Annotated in this window: 14 protein-coding genes and 1 tRNA gene; all 15 read right to left on the bottom strand. The window is 36.0% G+C overall.

The window, feature by feature from the left end:
• Positions 1–114: 114 nt before the first annotated feature.
• Complete coding sequence (locus tag JX304_RS02580; RefSeq protein WP_205011132.1) at positions 115–594, bottom strand: sigma-70 family RNA polymerase sigma factor; 480 nt, start codon at positions 592–594, stop codon at positions 115–117.
• 154 nt (positions 595–748) lie between these two features.
• Positions 749–820, bottom strand: a tRNA-Glu gene (locus JX304_RS02575).
• A gap of 90 nt (positions 821–910) precedes the next feature.
• On the bottom strand, positions 911–2884 hold the full coding sequence (gene ftsH, locus JX304_RS02570) for an ATP-dependent zinc metalloprotease FtsH (RefSeq protein WP_205011131.1): 1974 nt from the start codon (positions 2882–2884) through the stop codon (positions 911–913).
• Between the two features lie 10 nt (positions 2885–2894).
• Positions 2895–3437: a hypoxanthine phosphoribosyltransferase gene (hpt, locus tag JX304_RS02565; protein WP_003018402.1), complete on the bottom strand. Its 543-nt coding sequence runs from the start codon at positions 3435–3437 to the stop codon at positions 2895–2897.
• A 4-nt stretch (positions 3438–3441) separates the two neighbouring features.
• Positions 3442–4716, bottom strand: a complete 1275-nt coding sequence (gene tilS / locus JX304_RS02560) for a tRNA lysidine(34) synthetase TilS (RefSeq protein ID WP_205011130.1) — start codon at positions 4714–4716, stop codon at positions 3442–3444.
• A complete protein-coding gene (locus JX304_RS02555; protein WP_205011129.1) occupies positions 4716–6002 on the bottom strand; it encodes a serine hydrolase in 1287 nt (428 codons plus the stop codon). Before JX304_RS02555 ends, tilS begins: the two co-directional genes overlap by 1 nt.
• Positions 5974–6102, bottom strand: coding sequence for an SP_0009 family protein (locus tag JX304_RS10870; protein ID WP_003009253.1), 129 nt, complete (start codon positions 6100–6102; stop codon positions 5974–5976). Before JX304_RS10870 ends, JX304_RS02555 begins: the two co-directional genes overlap by 29 nt.
• A gap of 3 nt (positions 6103–6105) precedes the next feature.
• Positions 6106–6474: an FtsB family cell division protein gene (locus JX304_RS02550; protein WP_003010764.1), complete on the bottom strand. Its 369-nt coding sequence runs from the start codon at positions 6472–6474 to the stop codon at positions 6106–6108.
• Positions 6467–6733: an RNA-binding S4 domain-containing protein gene (locus JX304_RS02545; protein WP_003002258.1), complete on the bottom strand. Its 267-nt coding sequence runs from the start codon at positions 6731–6733 to the stop codon at positions 6467–6469. Before JX304_RS02545 ends, JX304_RS02550 begins: the two co-directional genes overlap by 8 nt.
• 68 nt (positions 6734–6801) lie before the next feature.
• Positions 6802–10296, bottom strand: coding sequence for a transcription-repair coupling factor (mfd, locus tag JX304_RS02540; RefSeq protein ID WP_205011128.1), 3495 nt, complete (start codon positions 10294–10296; stop codon positions 6802–6804).
• A gap of 4 nt (positions 10297–10300) precedes the next feature.
• Positions 10301–10870 (bottom strand): aminoacyl-tRNA hydrolase, encoded by a 570-nt coding sequence (gene pth, locus JX304_RS02535; protein ID WP_200772338.1) that lies wholly within the window; start codon positions 10868–10870, stop codon positions 10301–10303.
• A gap of 70 nt (positions 10871–10940) precedes the next feature.
• The gene (gene ychF / locus JX304_RS02530; protein WP_200772339.1) at positions 10941–12056 is read right to left on the bottom strand and encodes a redox-regulated ATPase YchF; all 1116 of its coding nucleotides are present in this window, start codon (positions 12054–12056) and stop codon (positions 10941–10943) included.
• A 172-nt stretch (positions 12057–12228) separates the two neighbouring features.
• On the bottom strand, positions 12229–12429 hold the full coding sequence (locus JX304_RS02525; protein ID WP_205011127.1) for a DUF951 domain-containing protein: 201 nt from the start codon (positions 12427–12429) through the stop codon (positions 12229–12231).
• Between the two features lie 12 nt (positions 12430–12441).
• Complete coding sequence (dnaN, locus tag JX304_RS02520) at positions 12442–13578, bottom strand: DNA polymerase III subunit beta (RefSeq protein WP_205011126.1); 1137 nt, start codon at positions 13576–13578, stop codon at positions 12442–12444.
• A gap of 159 nt (positions 13579–13737) precedes the next feature.
• On the bottom strand, positions 13738–15096 hold the full coding sequence (gene dnaA, locus JX304_RS02515) for a chromosomal replication initiator protein DnaA (RefSeq protein ID WP_205011125.1): 1359 nt from the start codon (positions 15094–15096) through the stop codon (positions 13738–13740).
• Positions 15097–15274 lie beyond the last annotated feature (178 nt).

Below are 15274 nucleotides of genomic sequence, written 5' to 3'. Positions count from 1 at the left end.
GCTCTCTCGCGACAACTATATTAGTATATCATGTCCTACACTAACTGTCAACACTTTTTTAAAAAATATTTTGTTTTTTTGAAAGTTCGTTTAAACACTGTTAATTTTCAGTTTTTAAATGGAATTTTTAAAATCTTTTAGATAGTTTTCTAATTTCTTTTTCATTTTTGTTTTTCCTAGACATCTTCTATTTGCTAGTAATGCCTCATATTGTTCTTTTTCTTTTACTGTTAGTTTTTCTTTAAAACGGTTTAAAGAATCTCTTAAAACAACCAGCTCATCTAAATATATTTTTCTTGATGAAATTCTGTGGCTAATTTCTCCGATTTCAATATATGGAAGTCTGTTAATTTTTCTTTTGTCACTTTCCTGTTGTCTGATTTTGTCTTTAATATGATTTCTAAATTTTGTTTTGAAATATGTATAAAGTAGTTCTTCATTTGTTTCAATTTCAGGATTTTTTTGATAAAGTTCAAACAGAGTTAGCTGACCCTCCTGTTCCCAATCGTCTTTTTCCCATAATTGAATATAGTATTCTTTTTCACATTTTCTTACGATAAACTTCACTTTTTGATACATTTTATTAAATTCCATAAGCTCTCCTTTACTTTTATCTGTATTTTATAAAAATAAAGAAGTCCATTGGACTTTTTTTCTATTCTGCACGTTTTTTTAACTATTTGGTTATTATTTTTAACTATTTTGTCCAAATACACAAAAAAACTGCCACTTGGTGACAGTTTATCGATAGTCCGTACGGGATTCGAACCCGTGTTACCGCCGTGAAAAGGCGGTGTCTTAACCCCTTGACCAACGGACCATTTTTACAACATATTCTATTATACAGAATATTTCTACTCTGTCAACACTTTTTTAATAAAAAAAGAAGGAAATATTCCCTTCTTTTAAATTAGTTGTTTTCTTCTAATTTTGACTTAATCTCATCATATGATAGAGGTTTTGCTTCTTCTTCTAATTCATGCTCTGAATTCTCGGGCATTTTTCCTGTTTCATACAATGATTTAATTTGAACACTATCCAATGTTTCATATTTTAATAGAGCTTCAGCAATTAGTTTATGCGTTTCTCTATTTCCTTGGATAATTTCCGCTGCTTTATTACGCGCTTCATTCAAGAGACCACGGACTTCTTCATCAATTTCGTAGGCAGTCCGTTCTGAAATCATTTTTTGTGGGCTTTGAGCACCAAACATGGCATGATTTCCTTCATATTGAACAGGTCCAAGTTTTTCACTCATTCCATATTCTGTGACCATTGCACGCGCCATTTGAGTAGCTTGTTCAAAGTCATTTGAAGCACCTGTTGTTTGTGAATTGAAAATAATTTCTTCTGCAACACGTCCTCCCATGAGCCCTGCTAATTGTTCTTTCATATCTTCTTTAGAAAGTAACATTTGATCTTCTTTAGGAAGGGCAATCATGTAACCGCCTGCGCGACCACGTGGAACAATGGTAACTTTATGAACCACACGAGCATTTGATAAGACAAGACCAACGATCGTATGACCAGCTTCATGATAAGCAACCATTTCACGTTCTTTTTGTGAAATCGTCCGATCTTTCTTAGATGGTCCTGCAATCACACGATCTTCTGCTTCATCGATATCGGCAGCATCAATCACTTTTTTATTGCGACGAGCTGCAACCAAGGCTGCTTCGTTCAAAACATTTTCAAGATCAGCACCAACAAATCCTGGTGTTTGTTGAGCAACCAATTTTAAGTCCACATCTTGAGCGAGTGGTTTATTCTTAGCGTGAACTCGAAGAATCGCTTCACGACCTTTCACATCTGGACGTCCCACCAATACTTTACGGTCAAAACGGCCAGGACGAAGAAGGGCTGGATCTAGGACATCAGAACGGTTAGTCGCTGCGATCACGATGATTCCTTCATTACCTTCAAAACCATCCATCTCAATCAAGAGTTGGTTGAGGGTTTGTTCACGTTCATCATTTCCGCCACCAAGACCGATACCACGTTGGCGCCCAACAGCATCAATTTCATCGATGAAGATGATGGCTGGGGCTGCTTTTTTAGCATCTTCAAAAAGTGAACGAACACGACTAGCTCCGACTCCGACAAACATTTCAACAAAGTCAGAACCAGAGATACTAAAGAATGGTACTCCAGCTTCTCCAGCTACTGCTTTTGCTAGAAGGGTTTTACCAGTTCCCGGAGGGCCTTCAAGAAGCACACCTGCTGGAATCCTTGCTCCCAACTTAGTAAAGCGTTTTGGATCTTTCAAAAACTCAACCACTTCAACCAGTTCTTGTTTTTCTTCCTCAGCTCCTGCCACATCTGAAAAACGAACTTTAATATCTTCTTTATTAGCAGCACGGGCTTTATTACGACCAAAGTTCATGGCACCGCGGGCGCCACCACCTCCTCCTTGGTTCATCATGGAGAAGAAGAAGAACATGACGATAACAAATGGAACAATTGAAGTGAGAATTGTTATCCACATGCCACTTGAGCTCTCACGCTTGATGGTGATTTCTGCTTTGTGGTCAGCTGCTAATTTTTGTAATTCATTAACAGTAATATCAGATGGAAGGATGACACTAGTAAAGCGAGATACTTTTTGAACACTCGGGGTAAAGAATTGAATCCCTGTATCTTCTTTTGATTCTTTTGCTTTATTATAGGTCCCTGCAATTTCAATCACACTACCATTTGGTTGGTAACTGATCGTCTTGACATTGTCACTTTTAATTTCCTTAACCAATTCTGTGTAGTTGATTTGCTGACTTTGACCTACTCCATTACCCGCAAAAAAGTACTGGAATCCTGTCACAGCCGCTACAATAATCAACAAATACAGAAAAGGATTTCGAACAAAACCGTTGTTTTTTCTGTTATTCATCTAGTCTCCTCTATTTTGAGTACACTTCTTCTTTCAATACACCAACATATGGTAAGTTACGATAATTTTCATCATAGTCTAAACCATATCCAACAACAAACTCATTAGGAATCGTAAAGCAAGTGTAATCTGCTTCAATCTCAACCAAACGTCCCTCAGGTTTATCCAGCAAGGTAGCAATCTTTACAGATGCTGCATTTCGTTCTTCAAAGAGTTCTTTTAGACTCTTGAGGGTTTTACCTGTATCGATGATATCTTCCACAAATAAAATATCTCTACCTGTAATATCCTGATCAATATCCTTGATAATATTAATGATACCTGAGCTTGCTGTACCACCATGATAACTTGACACCAACATAAAGTCTAATTCAATATGAGTATCAACATGGTTGATCAACTCTGCCATAAATGGAACAGAACCCTTCAAAATACCAACGAAAATAGGATTTTTTCCTTGATACTCTTTTGTTAGGGTTTCACCCAATTTTTTTGCTGCTTCTACAATTTCATCATGTGAAACCAATACTTTTTTTATATCTTTTTCTAACATGTTTTTACCTATCTATTTTTTGAATATAAAGACTATCTTTCATTATACCACTTTTTGAGGGCTTACTCAAATCACTCGTTACCAATCCCACGACTGAAAGAATATTATGATTCTGTTCTAAAATGAGAGCCGTTTGCCGAAGAGAAATTGGAATTTTATGATTGATAAACCACCGCCTTAATTTTTGATGGTGGCCATTAACAAGCAGCTGATCTCCTTCCTTTCTCCTCCTAATTAAGATGGGAGTTTCGCGTGAAACAGAAAGAATTTCTACATTTTTTCCCACTAATGGGTGGCCAAAAGATAATTTATAATTTGCAATCTCAAAGATATTCCCAAATTCTAACAAAAATGGGAGGGGGCGGTCATCCGACTTTTGACTGATTTTTTGTATTTCAAAGAAATCATATTCTTGATGGAGTTCATAATTCGACTTTAAATAATGGACACAATTTCTTTTTTTTCTTAGTAAATCTAGTAATTCTTGAAACTGGACTCTACCAAGTTGTAAATCTGAAAATTGTGCCAGATACTCTTCTAATAAGAAAGACTGGACAGAATGAGAATACGTTCTAAAAGAAGCCAAATCTTGAATGGTTAACTCGCTAGTCAATTCTTTCAGTGCTTGGTGCCAATGAGTCACATCCTCTGCTAAATAGCGAAGACTTGCTTGTATTTGAGGATTTTCTTTTTCAAATTCCGGAAGGTATTGATGGCGTACACGATTGCGAAAATAATCCTGTGAGGAATTACTACTGTCTTCAAAGTGAGGGATTTTCATCAACTCATCTTTGGTAAAACTTAATAAAGGACGGATTAATTCACCCTTACCAAATGGTTGGCGTACAGGAATGCCACTTAAGTGACGTAATTTAGTTCCTCGTATCAAGCGCATGAAAGTTGTTTCAGCTTGATCATTTGCGTGATGACCTGTTACTAAAGCAGTGCAATCCTCTTTCTCCATAATCTGTTTAAAAAAATCATAACGAAAGGTACGAGCTTTTGCTTCTGTAAAATTACCCGAATAGTGAGCAACGTGGATACGTGTCTCTCGCCTATCTGCCAGCTTTCGAAGTTCACTTTCTTCTAAATCTGATTCTGGTCTTTGTCCATGGTTGACATGAGCGAGTACCAGTTGGATTTTCAATCGTTCTTTATTCTTATATAAAAGTTCATATAGATTCATTGAATCCAATCCACCAGATAAGGCAACTAAAACACGGCGATGGGGAGTAAATAGATCTTGTTTTTCACAAAATTCTAAAAATCGCTTTTCCATTATTTCAATACCTCATAGATATCCTTTGAAATATTGGAAATCGTATCATAATTCGAATGATCTGTAAAAATGGCTAGTACATAGGGTGAATTTGTGTAGACAATCGCAACATCATGTCTAAAATCATAGGCATCTCCAATTTTATGAGCAACCTTTACTGGAAGGTCACGCGCAATCCGTTGATCATCGAATTTTGTAGAGGAGAGCGCATCAATAATTGAGCCATTCTGTTGATATACAGCCTCCATGACATTGCCAGCCATTTCAGCGGATGCTTCTCTTTTTTCAACATCCCAATGTTTTTTTGCAATTTTATCCAAAGTTTTTTGGAAATCTTGATCTGATTGATGAGTGACATAATAATTCAAGATATTATGGCCAACATTATCGGATTCTTTTGCAATCTTATCTACTAATTCTTGGACACTATATTCCTTACCATCTGCTGTTTTTGAAATACTACCACTTCCTTCTGGTTCATAACCACCTTTAAAGTCATTGACTTCTGGAATATACTTGTAGGTTGTAGATGGAGAAATGGCTTTTTTATTAAGCTGTTCTTGGACATAGTACAAGTATGGTAATTTCGTTACACTGGCAGAATACATTTCTTTTTGCGGATTGATTCCAGCAGTATTTCCAGTCGCTAATTGTTTTACATAAATTCCATACGAAGGAGAATTGTATTTACTATTTAACAAGTCCTGGACTTTTTCCATTCGATTATCTTTTTCAGTGACGAATGCTTTGTCCACCCAGCCCTGACCTTCAATCTCCACAAACTCATCTCGTAAAGTCTTAGCTGTACGTAAGACTGTCACTTTTGTATAAGGAGAAAGAGGTGTATTTTTTTCTTTTGCACCATTTATTAAGGGGCGGTCGTACACTTTAAAATCAGGTTTTAGCCACATGTCTTGTTTTTTTTCTTGTGTTTCTTGTACAACATCAGAAAAAATGACAGAAGAATCTGCTAATACATACCCTTTCTCTGCTAGTTTAAATACAGCTTTCCCTTCATCATTTACAAAGAGTTGTTCGATTGTAAACGGTGTGTTTGGAAGAATTTCTCCTTTTGTTTTTTTCAACTGAGGATCAGAAAAAACAGAAATTTTGTGATAGACATTCGGGTTTGCTGGAATTGAAGAAAAATAAAGTTCTGATGGATGAGCCATTGTCTGAGAAGACTCAGACTGCTCGACACTCGCTGCTTGAGACCCAATAAATAAAATTGGAACTAACAATAGGAGCAGAAATCGTTTAGACACCTGTATTCCTTTCCTTTTCATCCTTTTGAAGTTTGATCATTTGGTTTTTCTTTTTTAATTCCTCTAATTTTTCATCCGAAAATTCAAGAAATTGTTTAACTGTTTGTAAGATATTTTCCATCGGTTATTGGGGTAGTAAATCTGGGATGGTATAAACATATTCACCATCTTTTGAAAAAGAATACTTGGCGCGTGCATATTTTGTTGCGTAATCATCGTCTTTTAATTTTTTAGCGATGTCTTGTTGGTATTCTTTTTGTTCACTTGTTTCTTTATACTCTTTTTCCAACTGTTTGTATTGTTCTTTTTTATCTTGTAGCGATTGATAGCTCTGGGCTAAATTATAAGTTGGAAGAATAAACAGTAACATGACCAATATCAAGACGAGCCCCATAAAACGATTGCGTTTTTTTCTTTCTTCTTCTAAAAAACGTTTTCGCTGACTTTCGTCTTTGATATATTTATTGTTCATTTGAACGATATTTTTAGGCATCTTCTTCTATCCTTGTTTCACTAATTATTTCGTACATTTTGGATGCATCTTCTTTTTTTGTACTATCCAACATTTCCAAGACTTTAACCGTCAATACTTTATTTCCAAAACGAACTTCAATTTGATCATTCACTTTCAAATCCGTTGAACTTTTGGCTAATACTCCATTGACTTTGATTCTCCCTTTATCTGCAACTTCCTTTGCAACAGGACGACGCTTAATAATGCGAGAAACTTTCAAATATTTATCTAATCTCATACTGTCACCTCTAACATAGTATTGTATCATTTTTTAAGCATAAAATGCGAAAAATGGCCTAAGAACTGCTAATTCTCTTCTTTTTCCTGTTTCATTTCTAATAAGGTTTGACCAAATTGCTTCAGAGCTTCTAAAATTTCAAAATCTTTCTTGTTCCGAATATCAAAGATCACTTCAATCAATCCCTTTTCTTCTGCAATCTGTGCCTTTAACTGTGTCATTGACAGAGCTTTGAAATAATCCTGCGTTAAAAACAGTTGTTTGGCAATAGGTTCAAATTTCACTGTCACTTTTTGTTGTTTTCTCTCAACAAGACGGACAAAGACTTGATCTAAGTAAGCTTTCACTAAACCAATTTCAAGTAGGTATGCGACAACATCTGGGTATTCTCCAAAACGATCAATTAATTCATCTTGTAAATATTCATAATCCGTAATAGAAGTCATGTTACGAATTTGTTTGTAAATTTCAATTTTTTGACGTTGATCTGAAATATATTCATTAGGTAAATAAGCATCTATTTGAAGGTTCAACTCTGCATTACTCTTTTGCCTGCGATGCTCTTGGCCTTGTTTCTTAGCAATAGCTTCTTCTAACAATTGAGAATACATTTCAAAACCCACTGAATCAATAAAGCCAGATTGAGAAGCTCCAAGGATATTTCCTGCTCCACGGATCGATAAATCTCGCATAGCAATTTTAAATCCAGACCCCAACTCAGTAAAACCTTTAATAGCTTCTAAACGTTTTTCAGACACTTCTGTAAGAGATTTGTCTGGACGATACATCAAGTAAGCATAAGCGATTCGGTTACTTCGACCCACACGACCTCTTAGTTGATAAAGAGTTGAAAGTCCCATATGATCGGCATTTTCAATAAAGAGTGTATTGGCGTTTGGAATATCCACACCTGTCTCAATAATAGTTGTTGTTACTAAGACATCGTATTCGCCATCAATGAAATCTAACAAGGTATTTTCCAAGCGAACTTCACTCATCTGACCATGAACAAAGCCAATCGAAGCCTCTGGAATCAACTCTTTTAACTCGGATACTTTTTGCTCAATCGTATCTACCTTGTTGTAAAGATAGTACACTTGACCTCCACGATCCATCTCCCGCAACACAGCATCTCGAATAATGGTTGGATTGGTCTCTAGTACAAAAGTTTGCACAGGATAGCGATTAGTTGGAGGAGTTTCAATGACAGACAAATCTCGAATTCCTAGCATAGACATATGAAGAGTTCGAGGTATAGGGGTAGCTGTCAAGGTAAGCACATCCACCTTTTTTTTCAATTCTTTCAAGGTTTCTTTGTGCTTCACTCCAAAACGTTGCTCTTCATCGATTACAATCAAACCCAAGTCTGAAAAGACGACATCTTTAGACAATAACCGGTGAGTTCCAATAATAATATCCACTCGTCCTTTTTTCAATTTTTCAAGCGTTTCCTTCTGTTCTGCTTTACTCTGGAAACGACTTAAAACAGCAACTTCTACCGCAAAAGCTTCAAAACGCTCCTTAAAATTGGCATAATGTTGTTGGGCAAGAACAGTCGTAGGAACCAGCACTGCTACTTGTTTATGATCATTTACTGCCTTAAAGGCTGCTCGCATAGCAACCTCTGTTTTCCCAAAACCGACGTCTCCAACCAGCAGTCGGTCCATCGGACGATTCGATTCCATATCTTTTTTGATTTCTTCAATGGAGCGCAACTGATCATCCGTTTCAATATATGGAAAATCGTGCTCAAAAGCTTCTTGATTATCATCGTCTGAAGAATAAGCAAATCCTTCTAATTGACTACGCTCTGCATAGAGTTTTATCAAATCATCCGCAATATCCTCCACCTGGGTCTGAACCTTTTGCTTCGTTTTTTGGAAACGACCATCGTTTAATTTGTTAATTTTTGGCGTTTTTCCATCACTTGCAACGTATTTGGACAACATCTGAATCTGATCGACAGGAATCGAGATGCGGTCTCCGTTTTGATATTGAATAGAGACATAATCGCGATGGACTCCAGAAATTTCAATCGTTTCAATCCCCAAATATTGACCAATACCATGAACTTGGTGAACAACATAGTCGCCTTTTTCTAGTTCATTATAATTTTTTAAACGTTCGGCATTGGAAATGGTTTGTCTGCGAATCTTTCGCTTAATTTTCTTTTGGTAGATCTCTGACTCCGTAATGTAGACAATTTTTTCATCCACAAATTGAAAACCGTGAGCCAGTCCTCCAACAATTAATTGACTAGCTTGAGGAATGATTGAATCACCATCAATATAATCTAGTCGAATTTCATACTCTTCTAAATTTTTATGGAGTTGCTGAAGATTGTGATGAGAACTTGCTTGGATAATAACCGTATAGTTTGATTTTCGATACCGTTCAATTTCCTCTTTTAGTAAATCAAATTGTCCAAAAAACTCCTGCATTGGGTATTGATTAAATTGATACAAATGATCAAACTTCAGATTTCCCAATCCTTTTTGAAAGTTTGAAAAATAAGTTGCAGGTGTATATTTTCGTAATATGGTACTAGTGTCTGCAAAATACACTTGACGAGAAGAGGCTCGATTTTTATGTAAATCTTCTGTCAAGAGATTAGCTACATCTAGGTCAAATCTTGCTATTTGATCTACTATTTTTTGATAATCATCTAAAAAGACTGGAGTATGTTTAGGAAGATAATCAAATAATGTATATTGTTTCTCATAAAAGAAACTAATAAATTTTCTAAGATCCGGATGGACTTGCTTTTGAGAAATATCTCCTAGAATTTCTGCTAGATAAGATTTAAATTCTTCATTCGCGCTCTGTTCTTGCAATTGTTCGATTTGCTTCTGACCACGGATGAAATCTTCCTCTTGCAATAATAGATCACTCACTGCTTTCAGTTGAACTTCTTCGACATTTTCAACAGAACGCTGGCTTTCTGGGTCAAAAATTCGGATACCATCAATCTCATCTCCGAAAAATTCAATCCGATAGGGTTGGAGTTGGTCAATCTCAAAGATATCTAAAATATCTCCTCGTATACTGAACTCACCTTGTTGCAAAACCTGTCCCACTTTTTGGTAGCCAATTTTCTGTAAGGTTTCACTCAGAGTAGTTAAGTCTATTTCTTGACCGACCTTCAATTGAAAAATGCTAGATACAAAAACTTTAGGAGAAGGTAATAGTAGTTTGATACCACTCACATTGGTCACAAGGATACCTTGACGATCCTCTTGACACAGAAAACTCAAAGCCTCTAATCGTGCAAATTGTCTTTCTTGGGAAGCAAATACAAATTCTGCTAAGGGATTATCATCCCCTAAAAATGTATGAACTTGATCTTCTCCAAGTAAGGCGATAAAATCACTAGCCAATCGTTCTGCTTCGTTATAACTAGAGGTTATGAGGACTGCTTTTTCAATAGAATCAAAAGCGGAAGCCATCACAATAGCCTTAGTAGTAGCGGACAATCCTAAGATCAATTCCCTATTATTTTTCTGCAAACCTTGTTGCCAGGATAGAAGGTTGGAGTTTTGACTCACTAAATCAATGACATTCATCTACTTACCCGTTGTATTTCTGCATGCTTCTTTCAAAATTTTCTTCTACCAAGTAATCGTTAATCGCTTCTTCTACTCGATCGATTGTTTGTAGAATCGTGATGTAATCGTCTTTATCAAATTTTCCTAAGACATGATGAACAACTGACATGCCCTGCTTAGGTCTTCCAATGCCAATCTTAATTCGATAAAAAGTCTGAGTTCCAATATGATTGATAATCGATTTGATTCCGTTATGACCTCCAGCTGATCCTTTAGCTCGAAGACGAATCTTGCCAACTTCCATATCTAAATCATCATAAATAACCAAAAGATCTTCAATATCCAGACCATAATAAGTCAGAAGGGCATGGACTGCTTTTCCACTCTCATTCATGAAAGTGGTTGGCTTTACAAAATAGACCTTTTCGCCATTTAAAAATGTTGAGGCAATATCAGCTTGAAAAATCTTATCATGGGAGAAAGTAAGATTTAAAGACTTTGCCATTTGATCAACTACCATAAAACCAACATTGTGTCGTGTCTCAAAATATTTATCACCGGGATTTCCTAATCCTACTAATAATTTTGTCATTTATTTTCCTTTCAAAAACGCTAAAAGGGTTGGAAATATTTTTTCCAACCTTTATATATTTTTAACTTTCTTAAACATTGAAACGGAATTCCATGATGTCCCCATCTTGGACAACATATTCTTTTCCTTCTTCTCGTAAGCGTCCAGCTTCTTTTACAGCCTTTTCAGATCCGTATTTCACCAAATCATCATAAGACATAGTCACTGCACGAATAAATCCTTTTTCAAAATCAGAGTGGATGATACCAGCTGCTTGAGGAGCTTTCATACCACGTTTAAAAGTCCAAGCACGTACTTCTTTTTCACCAGCTGTGAAGTAAGTTCCAAGTCCTAGTAAATGGTAAGCTGCACGCGTGAGTTTATCAACTCCAGACTCTGTTAGGCCAATCGCCTCTAAAAATTCTTGTTTATCCGCATCATCTAGTTCAGATATTTCTTCCTCTGCACGCGCAGAAATCACCACTACCTCTGCATTTTCTGTCGTTGCAAATTCACGAATTTGTTTGACATACTCGATAGAATCTGGATCTGCAACCACATCTTCATCGACATTAGCCACATAAAGAACTGGTTTGGTAGTCAAAAGGAAAAGTCCTTTCACCACTTTTTGTTCTTCTTCTGTAAATTCAATAGTTCGAGCTGATTTTCCGTCTTCCAGAACTGGTTTGATTTTTTGAAGAACGTTAAATTCTGCAACCGAATCCTTATCCTTTTGTGTACGGGCTATTTTTTCCACACGCGCGTATCGTTTATTGATAGATTCTAAATCTGCTAAAATCAACTCCAAATTAATCGTATCAATATCTGCAAGTGGATCTACAAAAGCATCTTCACGACCTTGTTCACGCATGACATTTTCATCATTAAAAGCACGAACTACATGGACAATGGCATCCACTTCACGGATGTTGGCCAAGAATTTATTTCCAAGACCTTCTCCTTTTGATGCACCTTTTACAATTCCAGCAATATCTGTGAATTCAAAGGTTGTTGGAACTGTCTTTTTAGGAGTGATCATTTCAGTCAATTTTTGGAGGCGTTCATCTGGAACTTCGACCATTCCGACATTCGGATCAATGGTCGCAAATGGATAGTTTGCGGCCTCTGCTCCTGCTTTTGTAATTGCGTTAAATAAGGTTGATTTACCAACGTTCGGCAAACCCACGATACCTGCTGTTAAAGCCATAATTTTTAATTCTCCGTTTTCATTTCAATCTTTTTCATTATAACATAATTCAGGATACAAGTTAAGTAGTCATTTATTAAGGTGCGCGATGATTCTCAGAAACTAGAAGAATGAAGTAGGCAGAAGAAAAAAGGTAATTGAATACAATAGCTCATTCAACTACCTCCTTTATCTATTCCTTTCCCAGGACTTTCTTCATTTTCTGTTCAAAATCATGGCGACTCATCATGACCACATGATCACAATTGCTACACTTGATTTTTATATCTGCACCAAGTCGCGTAATTTCCCAACGATTTGCCTTCTTGCCTGTTTCTTTTATCACACAAGCGTGAGGCTTTTTCATTTCTACAAAATCACCTAACGTATACATGATTCACCTATGTTAATTTGTGCGAACTGGCGTAATTAATTGAATGAAACCTTGTTCATTTCCTTCCGGAACCAATGTAAATGGTCTAACAGAAGAAATGAAACGAATCACAACTTGTTCACTGTCAATAGCTTTTAGCGCCTCAATCAAATAAGTTGGATTAAAACTGATTGACAAATTTTCTCCTGAAACATCGTTAGTATCGATTTCTTCATTCACTCGTCCAACTTCGGGTGAATGAACGTGGGATGAAACCACTCCATTTTTGAACTCTAATTTAACCGTTCCGTTTTGAGTTGCATTTGAAAGAAGACGTGCACGCTCCATGGCAAATCGAAGGTTGGCCACATTAAAGGTTGCCTCTGTATTGAATTCTGTTGGAATGAGACGGTCTGTATCAGGATAATTTCCTTCTAGCAAACGTGTATAGAAACTAATGTGTTCACTTCTAAAGAGGATTTGATTGTTAGCAAAGAAAACTTCAACTGTTTCAATATCATCAGAAAAAACAGAGGTGAATTCACGAAGAGAACGACTTGGGATGACAACATCAAAGTTGTCTCCATTTTTTTCCAGTGTAATCACTTTTTGACTCATACGGTGAGAGTCTGTTGCTACTGTTTTTAGCTCTTTATTATCCGATAAAACAAAGTGAACACCTGTCAAAATTGGACGACTTTCTTGTACACTTGCTGCGAATGCTGTTTCATTAATTAATTGTTTTAATAATTTTGTTTCCAAAACTAATGGATTACTTGCAGCAATTTCTTGAATACGTGGGTATTGATCTGCATCTTTTCCTTTAAGTGTAATTTCTGATTTACCACTTGTTAAGAGAACTTGTTTTTGTTCAATCTCTTTAAAATCTAAAGTAACATCTGGTAAACTTGAAACCACATTAATAAAGAAAGTTGCTTCCAATAAAATAGAACCTGGAGAGGTTACCAATAAACCAGCATTTTCATCTTTGATAGAAATAAAGTTTTCAATTGAAATTTGGCCATTCGATCCAGATAAGGCAACTCCTTCTGGAGTTACATCTATTTTAATTGTTGAGAGGATTGGAATAGCATTTTTTGAACTGATCGCTCTTTTGGTAGTATTTAGTGCTTGTAAAAATAAAGTTTTGTTAATAGAGAAATTTATCATGGTCATTCCTTTTATTTATTTTATGATTAGTAAGTTAATAGTAATAGTAGGTTGTGTGGAAGTTGTGGAAAACTCTCAGAATCCTGTCTACGACTTGAAAAGTTACTTGTTTAAAATTTGTGCATAACCCCTAGAAGTTTAGAGAAAGTTATCCACAGATTAATTTAATTTTTTCTTGATACTTTGAATTTCGAGTCGAAGATTATCATCTGTATCGACCATACTTTTAATTTTTTCATAAGCATGAATGACAGTCGTGTGGTCTTTCCCACCGAATTCTTTTCCGATTCGAGGCAGGGAGTTGTCCGTCATCTCTCTTGAAAGATACATGGCCACTTGTCGTGCTAGGACAATATTCTGAACTCTTCGCGAACCTTTGATTTCTTTTACACTGACTCCATAGAAGGCTCCAACTGCTTCCTGAATTTTTTCAATGGGGATGACAAGCGTCTTGCTATTATCGTTTTTACGAGCTCGAATAGCTTCAGCTGCAACATCGATCGTAATTTCTTTTAGTTTCTTAACCTTCGCCATTAAAGAAATATCATTTAAGGCTCCCTCTAGGTCTCGGACATTTGAATCAAACTGACCAGCTAGATATTCTAGTGTATCATTAGGAAAAATATAGTCTAGATCTTCAATTTTATTCCGTAAGATGGCAATCCGAGTTTCAAAATCAGGTGGTGTTATATTTTGCGTTAGTCCCCATTTGAAACGAGTAACCAAGCGCTCTTCAAGACTATCTAAATGATCCGGACTTCGATCGCTCGTTAGAACAATCTGTTTGTTGTCGCTATGGAGGGCATTAAAGGTATTAAAGAATTCCTCTTGAGTGGTTACTTTTTTCCCACCAAGTGATTGAATATCATCAATTAATAAGAGATCAAGACTTCTATATGTATTTTTGAAAGTCTTCATTTCTCCTAATCGAAGGTGTTCTAAAAATTCATTAATAAAGGTTTCTGCTGGGACATATTTAACTCGTGCATTTGGAATATTTTCTAAGATTTGATTTCCAATTGCATTCAATAGGTGAGTCTTTCCAAGCCCTGGTCCACCATAGATAAAGAGAGGGTTGTAAGTTGTTGCAAGATTTTCAGAAACTGCAAGCGCTGCTGCTTTCGCCCAAATATTTCCATCCCCTTGCACAAAATTATCAAAGGTATACTTCGATTTTAGACCTGTATCAATTTTAGGCAACGGTTCGGTTGTCAAGCTACCTGAAGACAGTCTTCTATTCTCATTGCTATGATTGCTAGGAATTTCTTCGGTATCTTCAAAAACGAAATGGAACTTCAAATCTGTATTGTAGACTTCAAAGCTGGCTGTGATCAAAGCATTTTTTAGATTTGTTTCCCAAAATAGTTCTTTATAATTTCCATCAAGATAAATGGTAGCTGTCTCTCCATCGATTTTGACTAATTTTGAATCGGCGACAAAAAAATCATAGGCACTATCTTTTAATTGTAATTGGGCTAATTCTAAAAAACGAGACCAAAATTGCTCTTCTTGTGACACTATCAGACTTCCCTCCTTTTCTTGAATTGTATCAAATTATACGTACTCCTATTCTACCACAAACAAAAATAGTTTTCCACAGGCTAAATTTCATGAAATTAAATTATAGTTTTAAACTTTTCCACAAGTTGTGGATTTAAATTCACATTGTTTTTAAAAGTTATCCACAAAGTGGGGA

The sequence above is a fragment of the Streptococcus parasanguinis genome (genome assembly GCF_901875555.1).
In the GTDB taxonomy this organism is placed as follows: domain Bacteria; phylum Bacillota; class Bacilli; order Lactobacillales; family Streptococcaceae; genus Streptococcus; species Streptococcus parasanguinis_H.
Note: the sequence above shows the minus strand (reverse complement) of the source record. Positions and strands in the feature narration are given on the sequence as shown.

Bases quoted from the DNA above. Each gene is read 5' to 3' on its own strand.
- JX304_RS02580 (WP_205011132.1), bottom strand. From the start codon at position 594: ATGGAATTTAATAAAATGTATCAAAAAGTGAAGTTTATCGTAAGAAAA.
- ftsH (WP_205011131.1), bottom strand. From the start codon at position 2,884: ATGAATAACAGAAAAAACAACGGTTTTGTTCGAAATCCTTTTCTGTAT.
- hpt (WP_003018402.1), bottom strand. From the start codon at position 3,437: ATGTTAGAAAAAGATATAAAAAAAGTATTGGTTTCACATGATGAAATT.
- tilS (WP_205011130.1), bottom strand. From the start codon at position 4,716: ATGGAAAAGCGATTTTTAGAATTTTGTGAAAAACAAGATCTATTTACT.
- JX304_RS02555 (WP_205011129.1), bottom strand. From the start codon at position 6,002: ATGAAAAGGAAAGGAATACAGGTGTCTAAACGATTTCTGCTCCTATTG.
- JX304_RS10870 (WP_003009253.1), bottom strand. From the start codon at position 6,102: ATGGAAAATATCTTACAAACAGTTAAACAATTTCTTGAATTTTCGGAT.
- JX304_RS02550 (WP_003010764.1), bottom strand. From the start codon at position 6,474: ATGCCTAAAAATATCGTTCAAATGAACAATAAATATATCAAAGACGAA.
- JX304_RS02545 (WP_003002258.1), bottom strand. From the start codon at position 6,733: ATGAGATTAGATAAATATTTGAAAGTTTCTCGCATTATTAAGCGTCGT.
- mfd (WP_205011128.1), bottom strand. From the start codon at position 10,296: ATGAATGTCATTGATTTAGTGAGTCAAAACTCCAACCTTCTATCCTGG.
- pth (WP_200772338.1), bottom strand. From the start codon at position 10,870: ATGACAAAATTATTAGTAGGATTAGGAAATCCCGGTGATAAATATTTT.
- ychF (WP_200772339.1), bottom strand. From the start codon at position 12,056: ATGGCTTTAACAGCAGGTATCGTGGGTTTGCCGAACGTTGGTAAATCA.
- JX304_RS02525 (WP_205011127.1), bottom strand. From the start codon at position 12,429: ATGTATACGTTAGGTGATTTTGTAGAAATGAAAAAGCCTCACGCTTGT.
- dnaN (WP_205011126.1), bottom strand. From the start codon at position 13,578: ATGATAAATTTCTCTATTAACAAAACTTTATTTTTACAAGCACTAAAT.